Origin of the sequence: Erythrobacter sp., assembly GCF_024305245.1 — a bacterium.
In the GTDB taxonomy this organism is placed as follows: Bacteria; Pseudomonadota; Alphaproteobacteria; order Sphingomonadales; family Sphingomonadaceae; genus Erythrobacter.
The window spans coordinates 69,351-90,843 of sequence record NZ_JAMWYX010000005.1 but is presented as its reverse complement, the minus strand read 5'-3'; the positions used below and the strand labels follow the sequence as shown (position 1 = coordinate 90,843).

The 21,493-nt window shown below is 63.7% G+C and carries 14 protein-coding genes; 8 read left to right on the top strand and 6 right to left on the bottom strand.

Annotated elements, in window-relative coordinates:
• Window positions 1-150 precede the first annotated feature (150 nt).
• Window positions 151-1,053, top strand: coding sequence for a hypothetical protein (locus tag Q0L48_RS08985; protein ID WP_296719891.1), 903 nt, complete (start codon window positions 151-153; stop codon window positions 1,051-1,053).
• A 349-nt stretch (window positions 1,054-1,402) separates the two neighbouring features.
• Window positions 1,403-1,723, top strand: coding sequence for a hypothetical protein (locus Q0L48_RS08980; RefSeq protein WP_296719888.1), 321 nt, complete (start codon window positions 1,403-1,405; stop codon window positions 1,721-1,723).
• A 23-nt stretch (window positions 1,724-1,746) separates the two neighbouring features.
• Here Q0L48_RS08980 and Q0L48_RS08975 read toward each other — a convergent pair whose 3' ends face one another.
• Window positions 1,747-2,577 carry a 23S rRNA (adenine(2030)-N(6))-methyltransferase RlmJ gene (locus tag Q0L48_RS08975; RefSeq protein ID WP_296719885.1) on the bottom strand — a complete coding sequence of 277 codons (831 nt, stop codon included), beginning with the start codon at window positions 2,575-2,577 and terminating at the stop codon, window positions 1,747-1,749.
• Window positions 2,578-2,951: 374 nt separating this feature from the next.
• Here Q0L48_RS08975 and Q0L48_RS08970 point away from each other — a divergent pair, with 374 nt between their 5' ends.
• From Q0L48_RS08970 to Q0L48_RS08945, 6 genes are all read left to right on the top strand, one after another.
• Window positions 2,952-4,331, top strand: a complete 1,380-nt coding sequence (locus Q0L48_RS08970) for an NAD-dependent succinate-semialdehyde dehydrogenase (protein WP_296719883.1) — start codon at window positions 2,952-2,954, stop codon at window positions 4,329-4,331.
• A 45-nt stretch (window positions 4,332-4,376) separates the two neighbouring features.
• Complete coding sequence (locus Q0L48_RS08965) at window positions 4,377-4,982, top strand: SDR family oxidoreductase (protein WP_296719880.1); 606 nt, start codon at window positions 4,377-4,379, stop codon at window positions 4,980-4,982.
• A gap of 93 nt (window positions 4,983-5,075) precedes the next feature.
• On the top strand, window positions 5,076-5,921 hold the full coding sequence (locus Q0L48_RS08960) for an SDR family NAD(P)-dependent oxidoreductase (protein ID WP_296719878.1): 846 nt from the start codon (window positions 5,076-5,078) through the stop codon (window positions 5,919-5,921).
• Between the two features lie 200 nt (window positions 5,922-6,121).
• A complete protein-coding gene (locus Q0L48_RS08955) occupies window positions 6,122-7,864 on the top strand; it encodes a BCCT family transporter (protein ID WP_296719875.1) in 1,743 nt (580 codons plus the stop codon).
• A gap of 349 nt (window positions 7,865-8,213) precedes the next feature.
• Window positions 8,214-10,874 (top strand): TonB-dependent receptor, encoded by a 2,661-nt coding sequence (locus tag Q0L48_RS08950; RefSeq protein WP_296719874.1) that lies wholly within the window; start codon window positions 8,214-8,216, stop codon window positions 10,872-10,874.
• Between the two features lie 76 nt (window positions 10,875-10,950).
• Entirely contained in the window at window positions 10,951-12,939 is a 1,989-nt protein-coding gene (locus Q0L48_RS08945) for a tetratricopeptide repeat-containing sulfotransferase family protein (protein ID WP_296719872.1), read from the top strand.
• 96 nt (window positions 12,940-13,035) lie between these two features.
• Here Q0L48_RS08945 and Q0L48_RS08940 read toward each other — a convergent pair whose 3' ends face one another.
• From Q0L48_RS08940 to glgX, 5 genes are all read right to left on the bottom strand, one after another.
• Window positions 13,036-13,284, bottom strand: coding sequence for a hypothetical protein (locus Q0L48_RS08940; protein WP_296719870.1), 249 nt, complete (start codon window positions 13,282-13,284; stop codon window positions 13,036-13,038).
• Window positions 13,285-13,381: 97 nt separating this feature from the next.
• On the bottom strand, window positions 13,382-15,724 hold the full coding sequence (gene treY, locus Q0L48_RS08935; protein WP_296719867.1) for a malto-oligosyltrehalose synthase: 2,343 nt from the start codon (window positions 15,722-15,724) through the stop codon (window positions 13,382-13,384).
• Window positions 15,721-17,712, bottom strand: a complete 1,992-nt coding sequence (gene malQ / locus Q0L48_RS08930; RefSeq protein ID WP_296719864.1) for a 4-alpha-glucanotransferase — start codon at window positions 17,710-17,712, stop codon at window positions 15,721-15,723. Before malQ ends, treY begins: the two co-directional genes overlap by 4 nt.
• Window positions 17,709-19,412, bottom strand: a complete 1,704-nt coding sequence (gene treZ, locus Q0L48_RS08925) for a malto-oligosyltrehalose trehalohydrolase (protein ID WP_296719862.1) — start codon at window positions 19,410-19,412, stop codon at window positions 17,709-17,711. Before treZ ends, malQ begins: the two co-directional genes overlap by 4 nt.
• Window positions 19,409-21,493, bottom strand: coding sequence for a glycogen debranching protein GlgX (glgX, locus tag Q0L48_RS08920; protein ID WP_296719860.1), 2,085 nt, complete (start codon window positions 21,491-21,493; stop codon window positions 19,409-19,411). The genes treZ and glgX overlap by 4 nt, the downstream gene beginning before the upstream one ends.

The window sequence follows — 21,493 nt, the reverse complement described above, 5'->3', positions numbered from 1 at the left end:
GGGGTTGGTCGCGGCAATCGCGCATCTCAAGATGATGCTCGGTCGCGCCCCAATATGGCTTAGTGGCTTGGTCCGGCCGGTGGTGTGGCGGGCGGGTCGCCCAGCAAACGCATCGCGGCCGCACCGGAGGATAACCGCGCAGCCGGCTTATTGGCGCGGCTGGAGCGCGACACGCGTCACGAAGCGCGGTTCGACGCGCGCCGGTTCGATCAGTCCGACGGGCTGGATGTCGAACAGTTCAACCTTAGCGCCGATTATCGCTTCGCCGATGGCCGGGGCCGAATCGGGCCGCGGCTTGCCTATGCCGCTTTCGATCCGTTCGGTGGTCCGGGGGACATTTTCACCGTCACCCGCATCGGCGCGAGCGGCAGCTGGCGGATAAGCGATGCGGTCGATTTCAATGCAACGATCGGGGTCGACAGCCTCGACGGCCCCGGCCCGGGCGGCACAAGCGATTTCCTGACCTATGATGCCTATGCCACGCTGTTTCCGGATGATCGTTGGCGGATCGATGCAGGCGTGCAGCGTTTCACCTTCGATAGCGAGCCGACGCTGCGCAACCGGCTGGTGGCGGATCAGGTCAAGGCTTCGGCCGATTTCATGCCGACAGAACGCAGCCGGATATCGGTGCGCGCCGCCTATGCCGATTTTTCCGACGGCAACCGTCAGCGCTGGTGGCAGGCGGAATTCGAACAGCGCATCGCGCTAGCTCCGCGCCTTCACATCGGCCTGCGATATACCGGAACAGACTTCCGGCTGGTCAATCAGGAAGGCTATTTCAGCCCGGATGAATACCATTCGCTGGAGGCTACCGTCCGGCTTGACGGGCAGGCAGGGCCGCGCACGTTCTACGGCATCCGGGCCAGCGCCGGCGGTGAGCGGGACGTGGGAGGCGCTGACCGTTTCATCGTCAGCGGATCGGCCTATCTGCGCCATCAATTATCGCCCAGTTTCGATGTGGAGCCTGCGTATGATTACAGCTCGTCGAGCGCCGCCTCATCAACCGGCTTCACGCGAGACATTGCGAGGATCAGCCTGATCATGCGGTTTTAGCGCTGGCCCAGGTAAAGCAGACCTGCGCCTTTCCACTTGATGCTATCGAGAAACCCGGCGGCTTTGCCAAAAAGATTTGATATTAGGGGTTTGTCGCCGAATAGGCCAACTGGTTCGCGGTACCCCTTCGAGGCATGGCTTAACTGCCTGGGCTCAGGCTGTATTGCCCGAGTTCAGGGGAGGGTAACCGTTCACTTGCGGCCAAGCGGCGCGCGCTAGTTCAATCACAAAAGCGGAACGGCGACAACCAGACGCCCATTCCGGCGGAGCTGAACGACCGGGCCTTGTCGGGAGCGCGCTCCCTGTGTGGCCGGTGGTTTGTTGGCGCAAACCTGCTAGGCAGGCCGGCATGACCAACATCCACAAGCTTTCAGGCATCGTCGAGGTTGGCGGGTTGCAATTTGAGTGGGAATTGCGGAGCGAGCCACAGTGGAACGAGTCCGAAGGCTGGAAAGGCATGACCGTCGCCTTGTTGCGCAAGCACACCCAGCGCGGGGCATTGCTGGAATTCCCCCCTCCGAAACGTTTGCTGAAAGGCATGCAACGAGGCCGCCTGCAGGTCGGCGACGCGGTTGTGATCAGAGGTATTCAGGCAGCATTAGACGCCGGCTGGGAGCCTGAGACCCGCGGAAAGCCGATGGTTTTCGTGGTCGATGCGGACGGCAACTAGCCGCAATCCGCCGCAAATCTATTTCAATTGCCCACCCATTCGGCTGCGATTTCGCCTCTGTGCCCTTCCGGCGCCAGCGCGGCGCGCAAGGCTTCCAGCAGCAGCGGCAGCGCTTGCGTGAACGCGTAGGGCGGGTTGACGATAAACAGGCCCGCGCCGTTGTAGATGCCGGGCTGATCGGTATCGTATAACCAATGCTCCACCGTCAGCAGTTTCGCGATGCCGAGCCTGCCGAGTTGCTGCTTCCACCGCACATGCGCAGCGCGGTCCTTCAGCGGATACCAGATCACCGTCACGCCGTGGGCCCATTTGCGCATGGCGGCGGCAAGGGTGGCGGTGATACGGGCGCGTTCGTCCGTCTGCTCGTAGGGAGGGTCGACCACCACCACACCGCGTGGGCTGCGGGTCGGCAGCATCGCCAGCCACAGCTCGTAGGCGTCGCGCTCGTGTACGGCCGCGGGTGTGCCGCGCATCGCGCCGCGCAGGGCATAGGCGTCCTCGGGATGCTTTTCGTTCAGGATCAGCAAGTCCTGCGGGCGCAAAAGCTGCGACAGGATCCGGGGGGAGCCGGGATAAAGGCGCGGCTCGGGCCCGGCATTCACGGCTTCTACGGCGTCGCGGTAATCGTTCAGCAGGGGGTTCGGGTCGGCAAATGCCCGCAGCACGCCCTGCACGGACTCGCCGGTACGCTGGGCCTGATCGCCGCCAAGATCATACAGCCCGCAGCCGGCATGGGTATCGATCAGGGTCATCGCGGAGGGTTTTTGCTGCAAGGCCCGCACGAGGGTGATCAGCAGGCTGTGCTTGACGACATCTGCGCTGTTACCAGCATGGTAGGAATGGCGATAATTCATTGTGGTTCAGAATCCTGACGATCTGCCTTTGCCGGGTGCAGAAACGGGGCGCGTTTCGATCGAAGTGACCAGATTTGGGCCCCATATAGAGACCGCCGGAAACCTTCAAAGCACTTCTGGGCGAGGCGCAATACCGCGTTGGTGAGCGTCACCATTCGTGATGACCTGCATGTCTTCAGGTGCAGGATACTGTTCATTGCAGCTCCTGCCCATGCCACATCGCGATTGGTGCACGGCCCGGCGTGCCGGGCTGCGACGCTGCGTCTTTAGACGGAACGTGCCCCAGGCGGCGTCGTTGGCTTCATGACACTCCAGCCGCGGCAGCACCTTTGCGCCTGCGGACGGTTCACCCAAGCAACGCGAAGGGCGACAATATGGCAGCCATCCACACCTGCAATCCGGCAACGGGCGAACAGCTCGAATCCTATCAAGTCGAGACCGAGGAAGAGGTCTTTGCAAAGATCGAGACCGCACACGCGGCTTTCCTGAACTGGCGGCAGAAGTCGCATGAAGAACGCGCGCCTTATCTGCGCAAAATTGCCGAAGTGCTGCGCGCAAATGCCGACAGATTTGCCGAACTGATGACCCGCGAAATGGGTAAGCTGCTGCGCGACGGAAAAATGGAAGTCGAAAGCTGCGCGCGCATCTTCGAATACACTGCCGAACATGGCCCGGAAGAATTGGCCGACGAGGACCGTCGGCACAGCGGCGGCAAGAAGCGGGGGATCGTAACCTATTCCCCGATTGGCGTGATCTATTCGGTCCAACCATGGAATTTCCCGGTCTATCAGCCGGTACGCGTTCTCGCTGCCAATCTGATGGTGGGCAATGCGGTCATCCTGAAACATGCTTCGATCTGCACCGGCAGCGGACTGCTGCTGCGCGATCTTTGCCTCGAAGCCGGCCTGCCGCAGGGGTTGTTCGAAGTCATCATCGTCGGTCACGACGTTTCCGACAAGGTCATCGGCCATGATCTCATTCGCGCAGTCACCATGACCGGCAGCGATGGCGCGGGAAGCCATATCGGTGAGCTCGCGGCGAAGAACCTCAAGAAGACCGTGCTCGAACTCGGTTCGAACGACGCATACCTCGTGCTGGAGGATGCCGATATCGAACTTGCGGTGAAAACCTGCGTTCAGGGCCGCATCTTCAACAATGGTGAAACCTGCGTATCGGCAAAGCGGTTTATCGTGACCGATGCAGTCTACGACGCCTTCGTTTCCGCTTTCGTCAAACAGATGAAGGCTATCACGATGGGCGATCCGATGATGGAAGACACCCAGCTTGGTCCGCTCTCCAGCCGTGAGCAGTTCGACATGATCGCCGATCAGGTCAAGCAAAGCCTCGACAAGGGCGCGAAGCTGCTATGCGGCGGCGATCCGGAAGACGGGTCCGGCTGCTATTACCCGGCAACCGTCCTTGCCGACTGCAAGCCGGGAATGCCCGCCTATGACGACGAGTTGTTCGGACCCGTCGCATCGATCATCCGCGCAAAGGATGACGAGGACGCGATGAAGATCGCCAATGACAGCCGCTATGGCCTCGGCGGCGGGATTTTCACGAAAGACGAAAAGAAGGCCGTCAGGCTGGCGCATGACCATTTCGATACGGGGATGGTGCGCATCAATTCCTTCGGCGCGGCCGATCCCAACATGCCCTTCGGCGGCGTCAAGAACTCGGGCTACGGGCGCGAGCACGGCGGGTTTGGGATGAAGGAATTCGTCAACGCCAAGGCGATCTTCCTGCCTTCGTAACATGCGAAAGATCGCATCCCGGGAAAGATACATCGGAGAAGAAACATGCAGATTCTCATAGCCGGATCGACCGGCAATACCGGCACGCGGCTGGTGCGCGAACTTCAGGCGCGCGGGCACGAACCGATTGCTCTTGTGCGCTCAAGCTCGGACACTTCAGGTTTGCCCGAGGGGGTCAAGCAACGAGAGGGCGACCTCACGAACCTTGCAGAGGATGTTACCGCTGGCTGCGAGGTGGTGGTGTTTGCTGCCGGTGCCGGTGGCGGCTCGTCCGAAGAGATGACCGACAAGGTCGATCGCGACGGCGCAAAGCGGCTTATCGACCTGTCGGTTGCCAACAATGTCCGCCGCTTCGTCATGCTCAGCAGCATCGGCGCGGGCGACCCGAACCCGCAGGGTGATCTGGCCCATTATCTCAAGGCCAAACATGCAGCCGACGAGCATCTCAAATCGAGCGACCTCGAATATGTGATCCTCCGGCCCGTGGCCCTGACGGATGAAGATGGGGGCGGCGATATCCGTTTGGGCGATGACGTCGATCCCGAAGGCGAGGCCGCACGGGGCGATGTGGCAAGACTGCTCGCCGATGCTGCCGAGATGTCGGAGCACGTCGGGAAGGCCGTGAGAATGGAGAGCGTCACACAGGGGTAGCCGACCCTCGTTTCTTGGGCTTGAGTCCAGATTCCCCGCTGGATTTTTCCTGCTTCGCGCCCCACACCCATCGCACAAGATTGGAGGGCGATCATGGATCTTGAACTGGAAGGCAAGGTCGCGCTGGTTACCGGCGCAAGCCGCGGGATCGGGCGTGCCATCGCCAAGGGTTTGGCGGCCGAGGGAGCAAAGCTTTGTATCGCTGCGCGCGGGCAGGAGGCACTCGATGAGGCCGCAGCCGAATTGGCGGCGGCCGGGGTCGAGGTTCTCGCGCTGACGTGCGATGTAGCCGATGATGCTGCCGTTCGCGATACGGTGGCCGCAGCGCTCGAACAATTCGGCCGGATCGACATTCTTGTCAGCAACGCCTCGGCCCTGGCCGTCGGCGGCGCGCGCGAGGACTGGGACAGGAGCCTATCAGTCGACCTTATGGGCGCGGTGAGGCTGGTGGAGGCCGTGCTTCCGGGGATGCGATCGCAAGGCAGCGGTTCGATCCTGCTCGTTTCCTCGGTCTCTGCAATCGAGGCGTCGCCGATGGAGGATTATGGCTATACCTCGGCCAAGGCGGCGCTGAACGCCTATGCCAAGAAACTCGCCATGAATGAAGCAGCAAGCGGGATCAGAGCGAATGCGCTGCTGCCCGGCTCGGTGGAGTTTCCCGGAGGCGGATGGGATGTGATGCGCATCGAAAATCCGCCAGTTTACGACATGGTGCGCAGGAGCATTCCCTTCGGCCGTTTGGGGCGGCCCGGCGAGATCGCAGATGCAGCCGTGTGGCTGGTATCCGTACGCGCGGCCTGGGTTACTGGCGCAGCTCTCAGCGTTGACGGCGGGCAGGGCAAAGGTATCCGCCGACCGAATGTTCCCGTGCGACGCGTGCCGTTAACGCACAATGGCGCTGGCGCGCTTCCAGTCACGCGGGGTTGCAAATGCGCGTAGGGGGGGTAGGACAGCTCTCAACAAAATTTCCGCAACCGGGGGCGGTTGGACATTGCGGCTAAGCGCATGTTCTTTTCGCTGGTGTCCGTTCGGGACGCATCCCATGCCTTTTCACGAAAGCGGACAAAGCCTTGGCAGCAATGCCGGCCGCGTGATCCTGCGTCGCCTTTTGCCACGGTTGCGTCCGGGATAGGAACGCGATGACCAGCAGGCCGGGCCAAGCACACTTGCCGAGCAATCCGCCGCCAATCGCACAAGATGACTGGCCGATCGATCCGCCGCTGGTCGAACTCGACATCGAAACCCACGATCGCGGTTTCTATGACGGGTTCAGCCGGGCGGTGACGATCCCGGCCAAGGTGATCGTGTCGCTGCTGATCATGTGGGCGATTTTCTTCCCCGTGAATGCGGGCAAGACGCTGGGCGCTGCCAATTCGACAATCATTGCGACCTTCGGCGGCTGGTACGTCTATCTCGTCGCCACCCTGATTGTCGCCTGTCTGGTGCTGGCACTGGCGCCGGGAACCGGCTCGCTCAGGATCGGCCCGCCCGGCGAAAAGCCGGAATTCAGCCGCTTCTCCTGGTTCTCCATGCTGTTCGGAGCCGGGATCGGCATCGGGATGCTGACCTATTCGACGGGCGAACCGCTCGCCCATTTCGTCAATAATCCCGACATCATCCGCGGCATGGCCGATCCGCAGAGCCGCGAGGCGGTGCGCCCGGCCTATATGTACACCTTCCTCCATTGGGGGCTGGGGGCGTGGTGCACCTATGCGCTGGTGGGGCTGGCGATCGGATATGTCGCGCATCGCCGCAACCTGCCGCTGACGATCCGTTCGGCGCTGGCGCCGCTGTTCGGCAAGGTGATGGAAGGGCCGCTGGGCCATGTCGTCGACATCGTCGCGGTGGTGGCGACCATCCTTGGCGTGGCAGTGACGATGGGGCTGGGGGTCGAGCAATTCGTGGCGGGCCTCGCGCGGCTGGGGCCGGGCGATGGGCTTCTGGAGGCCGACGGATCGGCATCTTCGCTGGCGATTATCCTTTCGCTCGTGATGCTGGTGGGCGCCTCGACGATCAGCGCGCTGTCAGGTGTGGGGCGGGGGATCAAGTGGCTCTCGAACATCAACATGGGCCTGTCGATTGCACTGCTGGGGCTGTTCGCGGTGCTTGGCGCGGGGCTTTACGGGCTGGAATTGCTGGGTGTGGGCCTGTGGGACTATCTCACCACCCTGCCGCAGCAATCGCTGAAGCTGTGGGGCCGCGATGGCAGCACGCTCGGGGCGGCGCTCAATCAATGGCAGCTCGATTGGACGGTGTTCTACTGGGCGTGGTGGATCGCCTTTGCGCCGTTTGTGGGCATGTTCATCGCGCGGATTTCGCGCGGGCGCACGATCCGCGAATATATGTTCGGGGTAACAGTGGTGCCTTCGCTGATGTGCTTTGTATGGATGGCGCTGGTGGGCGGTACAGCGATCGAGCTCGAATTGTCGGGGTTGGCCGGTGGCCGGATCGTCGGCGCGCCGATGTCGGACCAGCTGTTTGCCACACTGGCTGTGCTGCTCGATCCGGGGCTGGCGCTGCTGGTCGCCGGGCTCGTGGTGGTGTTGCTGATGACTTATCTGGTGACGTCGGCCGACAGCGCGATCCTGATCGTCAACACCATCAATGGTGCGGGCGATGACGAGGGCAGCCGCCGCTACCACATCCTATTCTGGGGCGCGGCGATCGCTTTCGTGGTTGGATCGATGCTGATCCTTGGCGGGATCGAGGCGATTCGTATCACGATGATCATCGGCGCCTTGCCGTTTTCCTTCGTCGTCGCGTTGATGTGCGTCGCGATCATCAAGGCGGTGGTGTTCGATCTGATCCGCAAGCGGCACGGCGTTCCGACCACGGCACAGGCATGCGAGGAATGGGCCGAGAAAGTAAGCGCCGCCGGATGACTTGCCGACTTCTTGGATGAAGCATAGACAAAAACCGTAAACCCCGAAAAAGTGAAGACTATCTCGTAGTAAAACTTTGTAGGATTCGAAAAACATCAAAATCTAAGAAATTTTTTCATAATCAGCTTATACATACTTCTAATAATACTTGACTATTCTTGTGTGTTGTTATTTTGCAACAACATCAATTAGCAATTGCGTGATTTTCCCGACTCCGGTGGAAACCGCACGATCCCCTTGGTAACACAAAGCTGTTCGCCACAGTGCGCTTCTGCGCGCGTGCTAATTCTTGGGCCACACCTTTGCGTTCCTCGCATCCGGCCCGTTCCAAAGTCCAAAGGGGCCTTACATGATGAAGATTCTCGGCGGCGCGTCGATTGGCGCGCTTGCGATTGCGATTGCGTCTCCCGTTGCCGCGCAAGACGCGGCTCCGGCTTCTGCCTCCACCCAGCGACCGCGCCAGCAGGGCGGGATCAAGACGATCGTGGTCACCGCGCAAAAGCGTTCCGAAGACCTGCAGGATGTGCCGATTTCGCTCACCGCGATCGGTGAGCAGGAGCTTGACCAGCTAGCGATCGATACATTCGAGGATTATCTCGACCAGCTGCCTACCGTCACCGCAGGCGGGACCGGTCCGGGGCAGAATACGATCTACATCCGCGGTCTGGCCTCGACCACGCCCAACCTCACCACGGCGGGCGTCGCGGGTCTTGCGCCCAACGTCGCCTTTTACCTCGACGAGCAGCCGCTCGTTCAGCCGGGGCGCAACCTCGATGTCTATGCCGCCGACATGCAGCGGATCGAAGTCCTTTCGGGGCCGCAGGGCACGCTGTTCGGCGCCAGTTCGCAAGCAGGCGTGGTACGGCTGATCACCAACAAACCCGATCTGTCCGGCTTCGATGCGAGCTTCGATTCAAGCGTGTCCTTCACCAAGGGCGGAGAGGAGAGTTACTCGGTCAAAGCCATGCTCAACGTGCCCGTGACCGATACTTTCGCCTTGCGCGGCGTGGTCTATCTGGATGATCAGGGCGGCTTTATCGACAATGTGGCAGGCACGCGCGACCTGTCCGAAAGCGCGCGGTTCCGGCCTGAAGGTACGGTGCGCAGCAACGGCGTTCCGGTCAACGCCAACCGCGCCGGGTTCCAGTCGACCGCAGACCTGTCGGGCGTAACCTTCCTCGAAGCCGACAACGGCGGCCTGGTGCGCGACAATTTCAACGACACCCAGTATTCGGGTTTCCGCGCCACCGCGCTGTGGGAAGTCACGCCCGACTGGACGGTGACCGTCGCCCACACCCGCCAGAGCCTCGAGACTGACGGCGTGTTCTTCGCCGACCCCGAGCTGGGCGGGCTCGACGATCTGGAAATCCAGCGCTTCGAGGATGACCGGCTGGAGGATGATTTCTCCAACACCAGCTGGACGGTCGAAGGGCGCATCGCGATGCTTGATGTGGTCTATACCGGCGCCTATACCGATCGCCGTACCGACCAGCGCATCGACTACACCGATTACCTGTTCGTGGGCCAGTATCTGCCCTATTACATCTGCGATGGATCGGTCAGCTATCCGGGCGCGGCAGCGCCGAGCGGAACCTGCCAGGAACCCAATCTCTACGTGACATCGGAAAGCCAGACGAAGGCCTTCACGCAGGAATTGCGCTTCTCCACCCCCGAAACCTGGCCGGTGCGCGTTACTGCGGGCGGGTTCTATTCCGATCTCGAGCTGAAGGAACGCAACGACTTCAACTATCCCGGCAATGTCGATGCCGCACCGTTCGGCGGCTTTGCGCCCAACTTCACGTTCCCCGGCATTTTCAGCACCGATGACGGAGCGTTCCCGCGCGACGCGATCTTCAGGAACGACATTCGCCGCACCGATGAACAATTCGGCCTGTTCGGCGAGGCTGCAATCGACATCGTGCCAGACCTGCTCACCGTGACGCTCGGCGCGCGCTATTACGATGTCGAGGTCGATCTCGAAGGCGGCGCCAACGCCAGCTTCTGCAATACCGGCGGCACTGATGTGGACGCCTTCGGCACCAACATCTCCGACCTGTATGACGGGGACGGCAACTTCTTCTTCAACCTGTCCTGTGACGCGTCCTTGCGGCAGAACTTCACGCTGGATGATAGCCTCGCCGATATCGAGGCGGCGGGGCTTTCCCCGGCACAGGCGCAGCGGGCGTTCAATTCGGTGCGCGCGCCCGATGTGGCAGCGACCAGCGGAACCATTCTCAAGGGTACCGTCACACTGACACCGACACCCGACACGCTGTTCTACGCGACCTATTCGGAAGGCTTCCGTCCGGGGCTGCTCAACCGTCCGGGCGGGGCGCCGGGACCGAACAACTTCACGGTTCCGTTCGCGCTGGAGACCGACGAGGTGCAGAATTACGAATTGGGCTGGAAGCTTGAATTGGTGGACGGCCAGCTGCGCTTCAACGGCAGCGCCTTCTATGTCGACATTTCGAACCTGCAGACGACGATCTTCGATCCTTCCATCACCAATCTGTTCTTCTCGGCCAATGCCGCCGATGCTGAGATTTACGGGGTCGAGGCGGATTTCACCTTCGCGCCCTATGCGGTGCCCGGGCTGACGGTGGCGGGGGCGTTCTCGATCCTCGATACCGAGATCACCGATGTGCTGATCCCGACCAATGATGTGGTCGAAGGATCGGAACTCGCCTTTGCCCCGTCTTTTCAGGGCAATTTCCGTGTGCGCTACGAATTCGATCTGACCTCGACGCTGGGTGCCTACGTCATGCCGCAGGTCACCCATTCGGCCAGCAAGTTCACCGACATCATCGAGATCAATCGCCTGCAGCTCGACAGCTACACCGTGGTCGATCTCGCTGCGGGGATCGAAAAGGACCAGTGGAGCTTCGAAATCTTCGGCGATAACCTGTTCGACGAACGCGCTCAGATCTCGGGCAATTTCGTCAATGATCGTGCGCGGATTGTCACCAATCGGCCGCTTACGGTCGGGTTCCGGGTGGGTTACGACTACTGAACCGGCTTGAACTGAAGAATGGTGGCGGGGGTGGACAGGGGTTCACTCCCGCCGCGCTGTGTGTAGACCCGCCAGAATGACCACTCGCGACAAGCAGCTCACATCCGCTCAGGAAGCGATGCAGGCAGGCCGTTTTGCCGAAGGGTTGGCGTTGACGGGTGCGCTGCTCGAAAGCGCGCCGGAGGATGGTGAGGCGCTGTATCTTGCCGCGGTGGCAGCGCGCTACCTCGCCGATTTCCCGGCGGCAGAGGCCTATCTCGGGCGGCTGCATGCCGCCATGCCCGAATATGGAAGGGCGTGGCAGGAGGCGGGGCATCTGGCGCTGGCGCAGGGCCACGAGGCGGCGGCGCTCGCGGCATTCCAGCGAGCGACCCGTTTCAATCCGGCGCTGGTGGCGAGCTGGCGCGAGCAAGCGCGGCTGCTTGCTGCGGCCGGGCGCGAAGGCGAAGCCAATCACGCAGCATTCCAGCAGCAGCGGCTATCCCAGCTTCCGCGCGAACTGGTGGCCGTTACCAACCACCTTGCCGAAGGCCGGTTGCTGCGGGCTGAGGAAATCTGCCGTCATTATCTGCGCACAAGTACGGTGCGCGATGCCAATCATGTCGAAGGGATGCGGCTGCTGGCGCGGATCGGGATCGAATTCGGCGTGCTGGAAGAAGCCGAGTTCCTGCTCGAAAGCGCGCTCGCCTTCCAGCCCGGCGATGTGCAGCTCAGGCTCGATTATATCGACGTGCTGCGCCGACGGCAGAGCTTCGCGAAAGCCCGCGCCGAGGCGGATAAGCTGTACGAACGCGATCCGGCAAGCCCGGTGTTTCAATCGCGCTTCGCGATCGAGAGCATGGCCGTGGGCGATTACGATCGCGGGCTTGAACTGTTCGACAAGGTTCTGGAAAAGCTCCCGAACGATCCTTCGAACTTGACCAGCAAGGGCCATGCCCTGAAGACCACTGGCGCGCGCGAAGAGGCGATCGAAAGCTATCGCGCGGCGATTGCTGCAAAGCCGGATCACGGCGATGCGTGGTATGCGCTGGCGAACCTCAAGACCTATCGCTTTGCCGACGACGAGGTGGAACGGATGCAGGCGCAGGCCGCGCGCGGCGATCTGGCATTCATGGACCGTGTCCACATCGCTTTCGCACTGGGCAAGGCGCACGAGGATCGCGGGGATTTTGCGGCCAGCTTCGCCGCCTATTCCGAAGGTAACAGTCTCAAACGCGCCCAGACCCGTTACAGCGCCGATGCGATGAGCGAGGAACTGGCCCGCCAGCGCGAGGCGTGCACGCGAGACCTTTTTGAACAGCACGCGGGATCCGGCCATGACGCCCCCGACCCGATCTTCATACTCGGACTGCCGCGTGCAGGATCGACCCTGCTCGAACAGATCTTGGCGAGCCACAGTCAGGTCGACGGCACGCTTGAACTTCCCAACATTCTTGCGTTGGCCCACCGCTTGCGCGGTCGCAGGATCGGCGAGAACCGCTATCCGCAGGTGCTGCACGATCTGACCGCCGATCAGCTGGGAAAATTCGGTCGGGACTTTATCGAGAACACCCGCATCCACCGCGCGGGCGCACCGTTTTTCATCGACAAGATGCCGAACAATTTCCGGCATATCGGGCTCATTCAACTGATCCTGCCCAATGCCAGGATCATCGATGCGCGTCGCGATCCGATGGATTGCTGCTTTTCCGGCTTCAAGCAGCTGTTCGCGGAAGGCCAGGAATTCACCTACGGCCTCACCGAGGTCGGGCGCTACTATGCCGATTACGTCACCTTGATGAACCATTGGGACACGGTGCTGCCGGGCAAGGTTCTGCGCGTGCAACACGAAGACGTGCTCGACGATCTCGAAGGTCAGACCCGCCGGATGCTCGACTTTCTTGGGCTGCCGTTCGAGCCGGCCTGCCTCGATTTTCACAAGACGGCGCGCGCCGTGCGCACCGCGTCGAGCGAGCAGGTGCGTCAGCCGATCAACCGCAAGGGGCAGGGCGCGTGGAAACCGTTTGCGCCGTGGATGGATGAATTGAAGGCAGCGCTAGGCGACCTTGCACCACAGAACCGCTAGGCGATTGCGACAGGCCAAGCGCATCCGCCGCCGACCGCGCGCATGTTCGCTCACCGAGGTTCGAAATTGTGCGCCGTTGCCGCAGCGCGAAGCAAGCTAGGCCCCGTGCATCAGCACATGGCGCGGCAGGATCAGCCAATAGCCATCGCGCGTGCACTTCACCGTTCCGAGTCGCCTGCCGTCCTCGAACAGTTCGATCTCCCGGCCGGGTAGCCGCCGTTGCACGTAGTCGAGGGCAATCTGGGGATCGGCACCGTCGAATTCGATGACCTGCGGGGCGCCGGTCGGGTCTTCGCCGGTGACAAGGCTGTAGGAGTGCTGTCGAACGTCGGTCGCGCTGGTCATGGCGAATCACCTCTGATCGATGAGACCATGACGGCGCCGGGAAGTCCCTAATCCATGTGACCACGGTCGCGCTGACCGAGGACCAAGGCGGCAGAAGTTACATAGCGAAAATGGCACAGGGCAGTGTCGGTCCGATCAGGCTTTTCGCCTCCGATCCGATCACACCTTTGACCCAATCGCGAGGGCTACCTGCCTTGCTGCGTAGCGCGGTTACCATGACCAGTCGCTGCGCGCCGGTTCCGCGCGCAAATGCGAGACAATCGGGCTCCGACGAGATTCTCTGGTAACCGCCTTCGAAGGCAGCGGGATGCCGCGCGCGCAGATGCAGCAGGTCGCGCAGCAGCCCGAGCTTCTCGTCGCCAGCTTCCTTCATGATCCGCTGGCGCACAGCAAAGTCCACGGCCCGGCGATTGTCGGGATCAACGAGGCTGCCATCAGCGAGTTCGGTGCCCTGATAGGTGTCGGGAATGCCGGGACAGGTGAGGCGCAGGAACAGCTGGGCCAGACGTTTGACCCGCTCGGCCGGGCGGATGCTTTCGAGGAAGTCGCCGATCTCCGCCCGCAGCGCCGACGCTTCCTCGCTCGAGACGAGTCCCTCGACCGCGTCCGTCACAATCTTTTCGTATGCTTCATCGGGCGCGGTCCATGATGAACGCAGCTTTGCTTCGCGCAGGATCTTCACTGCATATCCGCGCAGGCGCTCGGCATAATGGGGGAGCTCTGCTGCCTCGTCCGGCCACGCGCCGACTACGGCCTGAAGCAGCATCGCAAGATCGCCCGGATCGATCCTGTCGGCTTGCGGCCAAGCCTGTCGCCAACCTGTGCTCAGGCCGGTCCACTCCTCCGCCACTTCGCTGATTGCGAACAAGCGGGCACGCACATCCTCGCCGCGCTTGTGATCGTGAGTGGCGGTCGTCAGCATCGACCGTGGCCAGTGCGCGGCGCGCGCTTCCTGCCATTCGTGGAACGCATCCGGCGGGGCGGAGAACCGCGCTGGTGCAAAGCCGACATCGTTGCGCGAAATCAGCCTGCCGTTGCGATAGAAGGCGGTGTCCTCGACCGCCTTGGCCGCGATTGGTGCAGATAGCTGCTGGAACCGCTGGACGAATTCCGCTGCGTGTTCGGCGGCAGGCCCGTCACCCGCTAGCCAGCCGAGGATCGCGTGGCCCAGCGCCGCCTCTCCCGGCGGGGCGAGGGCAGGCAGATCGCGTGCGGCTTCGGCGCGGGTGCGCGCATCTTCGGGCGGTGCGCTGCTCCCGGTGCCGTAGGTGCGATAAGCGGGGAAGGCGATCAGCAACGCCTCGACCGCACGCCCCCATGCTGCCCGGCTGTGGCGGGCAGTCGCGGGCGTGCGCTGCGCGAGTGCTGCCACTGCATCGACACAGGCATCGAACTGCGAACCGAACTCCCATTGCAGCAGCTGGCGGCGGGCGAGCCGTTCTTCATGCTCGAAATCGGCCGGCCGGCCGGAGAGCCGCGACCAATCCTGACCCAGTATGTCGCCCGCATCCGGGGCGTGGAGCAGCAGCGACACCTCCTCCATGAAATCGTAACCGGTGGTGCCGTCCACCGGCCAATCGGCGGGAAGGGTCTCATCAGCCGCAAGAATCTTCTCGACCACGAGCCATGCCGGGCCGTCATCGCGCCCCGCTGCCTCCAGCCGCTTGCGTAGCGTCTTCAGATAGGCTGCGGGATCGGTCAGCCCGTCGATATGGTCGATCCGGAGCCCGTCGATCACGCCTTCGCGGTAGAGCCGCAAGGGGAGCGAATGGACCGCATCGAACACGGCTTCGTCCTCGATCCTCAGCCCGACCAGTTCGCTGATGCTGAAGAACCGCCGCCAGTTGAGCTCGTCATGGCCCCGCCGCCACCATGCGAGGCGATAGTGCTGCTGCGCCAGTATGGCCGCACAATCGCCCTCGCCGCCGGTGCCGGGCGCGAGCGGGTAGTCCTGCTCACCATAAAGCCGCAGCACCGGGCCGCCGTCGGTATCGTAAACGGCGATATCCCCTGCGGCGAGCGCTTCCTCCAGCGGCGCGCCGAGCACCGGCAGCAGGATGCGCCGGTCGTGCCGGCTCCAGTCGATATCGAAGAAGCGCGCGTAATCGCTTGCCTTGCCGTGCCGCAGCACATCGGCCCACCACGGGTTTTCGGGACTCGCCGCCATGTGATTGGGTACGATATCGAGGATCAGGCCCATACCACACGCCGCCAGATCGCCCGCCAGCGCCCGCAGAGCCTCCTCTCCGCCAAGGCAGGCGCTGATCCGCGCAGGATCGGTGACGTCATAGCCATGGGTCGATCCGGAACGCGCCTCGGCGAGTGGCGAACAATAGATGTGGCTCACCCCGAGATCCGCGAGATAGGGCACGATCCGCCGCGCATCGTCCAGCGTGAAGCCGGGATGGAATTGGAGCCGGTAGGTCGCGCGCGGGATCATGCGTCTCTGCTTTCCTTGAGCGCCGCCACCCGCGCGGCGACATCGGGCCAGGCCAGCATCGCCTTTACCGAATCCGGCATGCGGCGGCGCCAGTTGGGGTGCTCGTCGATGGTGCCGGGCAGGTTGGGCTGTTCGGCAAGTCCCGCAAGATCTTCGAGCGGCACCAATGCCAGGTCGCAGGCGCTGGCGGCGACATGGGCAATGGCGGCGGAAACGAAGGGGGCAGCATCGACGGGCGGCGGTCCTTCGGCAAGGCCCGTATCGCACAGCACGCGCCAGAGCACGGCCTTGTCCGTCTCGCGCTGGTGGCGGCTCCCGGTCGCATTCGTGATCCGGCCGAGCGCCTGCGCCCAGTCGAGATCTCGTCCCTGCCACCATCCGGCGAGAGTCGGCACGTCGTGGGTGCTGGTCATCGCCGCTGCCTCGCGTGTCCAGCTGGCGGGATCGGTGAAGGCGCCGTTCTCGCCGCGTTCGAACCACAGCACGCGCATTCCGTGGACGTGCCTCGCCTTCATCGTTTCGCGGAAGCCGGGGGGCACCGTGCCCAGATCCTCGCCGATCACGATGCATCGGTGCCGCCAGCTTTCGAGCGCGAGTACGTTCATGAGGTCGCGCTGGGGCATGGTCAGATAACAGCCGTGCGAGGAGGGATACCCATGCGGGACCACCCAAATCCGCCCGAGGCCGAGCATATGGTCGATCCGCACCCCGCCCGCGTTGTCCATCGCCGCCGCCAACGTTTCGCGGAAGGCGCGAAAACCATCGGCATGGAGAGTGAGCGGGTTGAAGGTGGTGAGGCCCCAGTCCTGCCCGTCCGGACCGAGCAGGTCTGGCGGTGCGCCGACCGACAGCCCCTCCAGAAAAGCCTCGGGCCGCGTCCAGCAATCGGCGCCGCCCGGATCGACGCCCACGGCAAGGTCGGTGATGATGCCGCAGGCCATCCCTGCGCCCTGCGCGGCGCGCTGCGCGGTCAGCAGGCTGTGGTTCGCGAGGGATTGCAACCAGCCGTAGAAGGCGATCTCTGCCGGATGTTCTGCGGCAAAGGCCTTTGCCGCCGCGCTGTCGGGACGCCGATACTCGGCCGGCCATTCGCGCCAACCGTGCATCCCTTCACTGGCGAAGTGAGCGTGCAAGGCGTCATGCAGGGCATGCACCGCGAGTTCATCATCGGACACGTGATCGGGCGCGGCGATGCGGCGACGTTCGTCCGGGGAGGCCCTGTCGAAGAGGTGGCGCAACCGGGCCAGCCGGTCGGGAATGGCCACCTCCCAATCGATGAGGTCGTCTTCGCGCGCCAAGGCTTCGGCTTCGCTTTCGCCTCCGGCGAGCGCAGGATCAGCGAGCAGGACGTTGAGGAAGCGGCGGCTGGAGGGGGCATAGGGGCTGAAGCGCCGCGCGTCTGCGGGGAACAGAGCATGGATCGGACTGATCGCGAGAAGATCCGCGCCGCTCCGGCCCAGCGCTTCGGCTGCGTGCGCCAGTGTGCCGAGATCCCCAAATGCGCTCTCCTGCGTCCGATGTTCGCGAAGCGAGGGAAGCTGCACGGCGATGCCCCAGGCTCTGCCAGAGGGCACGATATCGCGGAGCGCCAGGCAGCGTTCGGGAGCGACGGCGATGATCGTTTCGCCGCTGCCATGGAGCAGGCGGTGGTAGCCCGGCTCTGCAATGCCAGCGATTGTGCGGGCGGCCGGGTCGACTTCGCGCCGCTCTCCGTTTTCGAGAACCAGTGCGGCGGGCCGTTCTATCCCGACAGGCAACGCGATGGTTTCGCCGATGGTGGCGGTGATGAAGCGCCGCGCGCCTTCCGCGCGCATATCGGCAAGCCGCCGATGGCTGGCGGAGATCTCATCCGGATTGGATGCGGGCAGGCCGAGTGCAGCCAGCACCACTTCCAGCGTCTCGGCGCTCACCGCCTGCGCCGTTCCCGCAGCGTCCTCCCACCGCGGCAGTAGCCCGGCTTCGCGGGCAAGGCGATCCAGCGCGCTCATGCGCCCTCGCGAGTGACGATGCAGAACGGGCCGGAGGCCGGATCACCAACCTGCCGCACAAGCTCGCCCTGCGGGCGCGCGCCAGAACAACCCGCCGGATCGAACCCGGCCCAGAGCCGCCAGACGGCCCTGTCACCGAGCCGCCATGCAGCGCGAACCATCCGCTCCCCGTCCGCCTCCGCGCCGAGGCTCTCGCACCTAGCAAGGTGCGGAGCGAGATGTTCGGCGCGCACCGCCAGCAAGTCGCGATGCAGCGCGCGCCAGTCTTCGGCATCCGGGCCGGCTTCGGGCCGCGAGGCGGCAAAGGTCGCGGGCGCGTTGGGATCGGGGATGGCTTTGCGCGCTTCGGGATCGGCGAAGGCGGGGAACCCGGCGAATTCCCGCCGCCGCCCCTCGCGCACCGCATCGGCGAGTTCATCGTGGAAATCGGTGAAAAACAGGAAGGGTGCGCGCGACCCGACCTCCTCGCCTATGAACAGCAGCGGGATGCCCGGCGACAGCAGCAACAGCGCGGTCGCCGCCCGCGCTGCCGCCTCGCCCACCAGCGGCAGCAGCCGCTCGCCGAGAGCACGGTTGCCGACCTGATCGTGGTTCTGGACGAAATTGACAAAGGTGGTCGGCGGCAGATGGCCGCTGGGCGCGCCGCGGGTTCGACCGGGTTCGATTTCCTCGCCCTGATACGAAAAGCCCTCGGCAAGGCAGGTTGCGAGACGCGCGGCCGGACTATCGGCGAATGCTGCGTAATAGCTGGCGGTTTCGCCCGTCAGCAGCACATGGAGCGCGTTGTGGAAGTCGTCGTTCCACTGGGCATCGAATGGCCCTTCAAGCCGATCGGGATCGTTGGCTTCGTTCTCCAATATGAGATGGACATGGCGGCTGTCGGTAGCGGCGCGCAGTTCGCGCGCCATGCGATCAAGAAAGGCATTGTCGCCGATCGCGTGCACAGCATCGAACCGCAGCCCGTCGAAGCGATATTCCTCCAGCCACATCAGCGCGTTGTCGATGAAGAACCGCGCCACCGGCTCCCTGTCGACGCTCACCGCCTGACCCCAAGGGGTGTGTGCATCGTGAAAGAAGTCGGCGGCATAGGCACCGAGGTAATTCCCGTCCGGCCCAAAATGGTTGTAGACCACATCGAGGATCATCGAGAGGCCGAGGTCATGCGCGCGGTCGACCAACGCCTTCAACTCTCCGGGCGATCCGTACGCTTCTGCCGGAGCGTAGGGCAGCACTCCGTCGTAGCCCCAGTTGCGATTGCCCGCGAAGGCGGCAACCGGCATCAACTCCACGGCGGTGATACCCAGTGCAGCCAGTTCAGGGAGCTTTTCGGCGACACCGGAAAAGCCGCCGAGAACGCCCGCGTGGCATTCCCAGATGACCGTCTCCTCCCATGGTCGCCCGCGCCAGTCCGGATTGCGCCAAACGTGATCGGCTGGATCGCAAACCACGCTCCAGCCGTGGACGCCGCCGTCCTGTTGTCTGGACGCTGGATCGGGCACCTCGCGCCCATCCGGCAGGCGGAAGCGATAGAGTGTGCCGTCCTGCGCGCTTGCCTGCGCGGCGAACCAGCCACCCCCGCGTTGCTCCATCGCCACTTCGTCCCCGCCAGCGAGGACCAGCGTCATCGCGCTTGCGGATGGTGCCCACAAGGAGAACTCGGCCTTGCCGCCGCCAAGAAGTCGCGGCCCCCAGCGCATCATTCCCGCTCCTGCCGCCACGCCAGCAGCGCCGCCGCGCGGGGTGCAAGAACATAGCTGTCGAGGATGCCGTCCTGCTCCTCCGCCTCGGGATGGGCGCTGTCGATCAGCAGGCGGCGGGGGACGTCCGGAGGGGGTAAATTGAAGGTCAGCGCCTCGTCGCTGGCATTGAGCAGCAGGCTCACCGTTGTGATCGTACCGTCTTCGCATCGCTCCGCCCGGCGCATCAGCAGCGCGCGGCCTTCGCCATTGTCCCAGTCCTCGGGCGCAAGCCGCATCCCGCGTTCGTCCCACCAGTCGATGTCGGGCAGATCCTGGGCGGCTTCCTCGTTGCCGTGCAGGAAGGTGGCGCTGCGCAGTACCGGATGCTGCCGGCGCAGTTCGGCGAGACGCGCAACGAAGCGGATCATTGCCTCCCCTTCTTCCGAGCGCGCCCGTTGCCAGTCGAACCAGTTGATCTCGTTGTCCTGACAATAGGCGTTGTTGTTGCCGCCCTGCGAGCGCCCGAACTCGTCGCCGCCCAGAAGCATCGGCGTGCCGAGCGAGCCGAACAAGGTGACCAGCATCGAGCGGCGCACCAGCGCGCGGGTGGCGTTGGTTTCCTCGTCCTCGCTCGGCCCTTCCTCGCCCCAGTTGCGCGAATAATTGTGGTCGTGCCCGTCGCGGTTGCCTTCCTTGTTCGCCTCGTTATGGCGGTGCTCGTATGCGGTCAGGTCGGCGAGGGTGTAGCCATCGTGGCTGGTCAGAAAATTGACCGAGGCCCATGGGCGGCGCGCGCGGCGGTCGAACAGGTCGCCCGATCCGGCGATGCGCGCGGCGAGTTCGGGCCGCTGCGCGCTGTCGCCGCGCCAGTAGCGGCGCACCGAATCGCGGAACCGGTCGTTCCATTCGGCAAAGCCGGGCGGGTAGTTGCCGAGTTGATAGCCGCCCGGTCCAATGTCCCACGGCTCGGCAATCAGCTTGAGCTTCTGCAACACCGGGTCCTGCCGGATCGCGGCGAACAGCGGGGCATTGGGGCGGAACCCTTCGTCGGTGCGGCCCAGCACCGTGCCGAGATCGAAGCGGAAGCCGTCGATGCCGTAGCTGGTCGCCCAGTAGCGCAGCGAATCCATCACCATCTGCACCACCCGCGTGCGCGAGAAGTTGAGCGTATTGCCCGTCCCGGTATCGTTGACCAGATGCCGCCGGTCGCTGTCCTGCAGCCGGTAATAGGCAGCGTTATCGAGTCCGCGCCAGCTCAGCGTCGGCCCGAGTTCCGATCCTTCGCAGGTGTGATTGTAAACGACATCGAGGATCACCTCGATCCCCGCCGCGTGCAACCGGCGCACCGCAATGCGCAGTTCGTCGTGATCGCCCGGCGAGGCGAAATAGCTCCGCTGCGGAGCAAAGAACGACAGGGTGTTATAGCCCCAGTAGTTGGACAGGCCCTTCTCCTGCAGGAACCGGTCATTGGTAAAATCCTGCACGGGCAGCAGTTCGAGCGCGGTAACGCCCAGCCGCTGGAGGTGCTCGATCACGCTGGGGTGGGCGAGCGCGGCGTAGGTTCCGCGTTCGGCCGGCGGCACGTCCTCGAGCAGCTTGGTCAGCCCCCGGACGTGGGTTTCGTAGATCAGCGTTTCGGACCACGGGGTCGAGGGGCGCCGGTCCTGCGACCAGTCGAAGGTCTCGTGCGTGACGACGCTTTTGGGGATGGCGCGGGCACTGTCGCGCCGATCGTGGCTAAGGTCTGCGCGGGGCGAACGGATGTTGTAGCCGTGCAGCGCGTCGGTCCAGCGCAGCGGGCCTTCCAGCTTGCGGGCATAGGGATCGATCAGCAGCTTGCTGGGATTGAAGCGGTGGCCGTTGTGCGGCTCGTACGGGCCGTGCGCGCGAAACCCGTAGAGCTGGCCGGGTCTCGCACCCGGCAGATATCCGTGCCAGATCTCGTCGGTCCATTCGGGCAGGTCGTAACTGGCCAGCTGGCGCTTGCCCGTCGGATCGAACAGGCACAGTTCTATCCGCTCCGCATGTGCGGAAAAGACGGCGAAGTTCACGCCCAGCCCGTCGAAGCTGGAGCCGAGAGGGTAGGGAGCACCGGGCTCCAA